Origin of the sequence: Collimonas sp. (assembly GCF_035566555.1) — a bacterium.
Lineage (GTDB): Bacteria > Pseudomonadota > Gammaproteobacteria > Burkholderiales > Burkholderiaceae_D > Collimonas.
This window is the reverse complement of the sequence record NZ_DATMRB010000074.1, coordinates 1-3142: the sequence shown is the minus strand read 5'-3', so window position 1 is coordinate 3142 and position 3142 is coordinate 1. Positions and strand designations below refer to the sequence as shown.

Below are 3142 nucleotides of genomic sequence, written 5' to 3'. Positions count from 1 at the left end.
GTGGAAAACGTCGAGCGCAATATCGAAAACGGCTTGTCCGCCAAGGAAGCGACCTATAAAGCGATGCGCGAAGTATCGGGACCGATCGTGGCGATCGCCCTGACCCTGTGCGCGGTGTTTGTACCTTTGGCTTTCGTCAGCGGCCTGACCGGCGAGTTCTTCAAGCAGTTCGCCCTGACCATTGCTATCTCGACCGTGATCTCGGCCTTCAACTCGCTGACCCTGTCGCCCGCCCTGGCCGCCCTGCTGCTGAAAGGCCACGGCGCCAAGAAGGACGGCTTCCAGCGCGCCATCGACCGTGTCTTCGGCGGTTTCTTCTCGGTGTTCAATAAGGTCTTCCATCGCGGCTCGACCTCGTACGGCGAAGGCGTCACCGGCATCCTGAAGCGCAAGACAGCGGCGCTCGGCGTGTATGCCGTGCTGATCGGCCTCACCATGCTGCTGTTCCACACCGTGCCGAACGGCTTCATCCCGGCGCAGGACAAGCAGTACCTGGTTGGTTTCGCCCAGCTGCCTGACGCTGCTTCGCTCGACCGTACCGAGGACGTGATGCGCAAGATGTCCGACATCGCGCTGAAACAGCCAGGCGTGGAATCGGCCGTGGCCTTCCCCGGCCTGTCGATCAACGGCTTCGTCAACAGCCCGAACTCCGGCATCGTATTTACCACGCTGAAGCCGTTCGACGAACGCCGCAGCGCTGATCAAAGCGGCGAGGCGATTGCGCAGCAGCTGAACCAGAAATTCTCGGCTATCCAGGGCGCCTTCATCGCCGTATTCCCGCCGCCGCCGGTACAAGGGCTGGGCACCATCGGCGGCTTCAAGCTGCAGATCGAAGACCGCGGCGCACTAGGCAACCAGGCCCTGAACGACGCCCTGCAAGCCTTCATGGCGAAAGCGCACCAGGCGCCGGAACTGGCTGGCATGTTCTCCAGTTTCCAGATCAACGTACCGCAGCTGTACGCCGACGTCGACCGTGTCCGCGCCCAGCAACTGGGGGTGTCTATCCCGTCGGTGTTCGACACCTTGCAGATCTACCTGGGTTCCTTGTACGTGAACGATTTCAACAAGTTCGGCCGCACCTTCCAGGTTCGGGTCCAGGCTGATGCGCCGTTCCGCGCCCATGCCGAAGATATCGGCTTGCTGAAAGCACGCAACGACAAGGGCGAAATGGTGCCGCTATCCTCGCTGCTGAAGATGACGCAAAGCTATGGCCCCGACCAGGCTGTGCGCTATAACGCCTTCCCTTCGGCCGACGTCAACGGCGGCCCGGCGCCAGGCTATAGCACCGGCCAGGCCCAGGCAGTAGTGGAACGCATCGCGGCCGAGACCCTGCCGCGCGGCATCAGCTACGAGTGGACTGAAATCACTTACCAGGACAAGATCGCCGGCAATACCCTGTTCATCATCTTGCCGCTCTCGATCCTGCTGGTGTTCTTCGTGCTGGCTGCCCAGTATGAAAGTTTGACCTTGCCGCTGGCGGTGCTGCTGATCGTACCGATGGGGATCTTGTCGGCGATTGCCGGCGTCTGGCTGACCCGTGGCGACAACAATATCTTCACCCAGATCAGCTTGATCGTGCTGGTGGGGCTGGCCTGCAAGAACGCCATCCTGATTGTCGAATTCGCCCACGAGCTGGAGCTGCAAGGACGCTCCATCTACGCTGCGGCGATCGAAGCTGCACGTCTGCGCCTGCGGCCTATCCTGATGACCTCGATCGCCTTTATCGCCGGTGTCGTGCCGCTGATCCTGTCGAGCGGCGCCGGCGCCGAAATGCGCCATGCGATGGGCGTGGCGGTGTTCTCGGGAATGATCGGGGTGACGGCTTTCGGCCTGTTCCTGACGCCGATCTTTTACGTACTGTTGCGCACCCTGGCATCGCGCTGGACAACCGGCAACAAGCATGAAGCCGAGGCCTATACCGGTCCGGGCCATGCGCCGCACGGCAGCGTCACGCCTGCGATTGCCAGCACCGCGCAAATTGAAGGAATCTGACCATGAAAAGCTTTAACTTGAAACTGACTGCAATGATGGCAGCGCTGGTGCTGGCAGGCTGCTCCACCACCAAACCGCCGGAACAGGTCGCGGTCGACACCCCGGCCCAGTACCGCGAAGCGGCAGCGCTGGACGGCAGCTGGAAAGTGGCGCAGCCGGCTGACGCCGCCGATCGCGGCGTCTGGTGGTCGGTGTTCGGCGACGCTGAACTCAGCAAGCTGATCACGGACGCCACCCAGTCCAGCCCGACTCTGGTAATGGCCCTGGCACGCGTCAAGGAAGCGCGCGCCACCGCCGGCCTGGCCGACGCCGACCGCGCCTTCCAGCTGGGCGCCGCCTTCGGCCCTACCCGCCAGGGTACGGCCAGCGCCACTTCCACCCAATGGCAGGCGCAGCTCGGCGCCTCCTATGAGGTCGACCTGTTCGGCCGCCTGTCGGACAGCAGCCGCGCCGCCCGCCTCGATGCCGAAGGCCAGGAAGCAGCGTATCGCTCGGTGCTGCTGGCGCTGCAGGCCGACGTCGCCCAGCAGTATTTCGCGATCCGCTCGCTCGATTCGGAACTCGACGTGCTGCAGCAAACCATCAAGCTGCGCCAGGAAAACCTGCGCCTGGTGCAGCATCGCTACGATGCCGGCGACACCAGCGAACTGGATGTGGCGCAAGCCCAGACCGAGTTGTCGGTGACCCAGGCGGAACAGGAAGGCGTCAGCCGCAACCGCGCCCAGCGTGACCATGCGCTGGCGATCCTGCTGGGCAAGGCGCCGGCCCAGTTCACCCTGGCCAGCGCACCGCTGCAGCCGGTGACGGTCAGCGTGCCGCCCGGCCTGCCGTCCGACCTGCTGGAACGGCGCCCAGACATCGCCCAGGCGCAGCGCCAGCTGGCAGCCGCCAGCGCCCGCATCGGCGTCGCCAAGGCCGGCTTCTTCCCGAGCCTGGTGCTGACCGCTTCCGGCGGCTTCGCCTCGGACGCGCTGCACAACCTGTTCCAGTGGTCCAGCCGCAGCTGGATGCTGGGACCGCTGGTGGGCAGCGTGCTGAACCTGCCCCTGCTCGACGGCGGCCGCAACAAGGCTAACCTGGCCAAGGCCGACGCCAACTATGAATCGGTGGTGGCCAACTACCGCCAGCAGGTGCTGGTCGGCTTCCAGGA

At 64.4% G+C, this 3142-nt stretch carries 2 protein-coding genes; both read left to right on the top strand.

Translation table 11 applies throughout. The features are described 5' to 3' along the window. A partial coding sequence (locus VNZ65_RS09610; RefSeq protein WP_325668358.1) for an efflux RND transporter permease subunit occupies positions 1–1992 on the top strand: 1992 nt, incomplete at its 5' end. A 2-nt stretch (positions 1993–1994) separates the two neighbouring features. After that, positions 1995–3142: efflux transporter outer membrane subunit (locus VNZ65_RS09605; protein WP_325668356.1), on the top strand; the 1148-nt coding region annotated here is incomplete at its 3' end.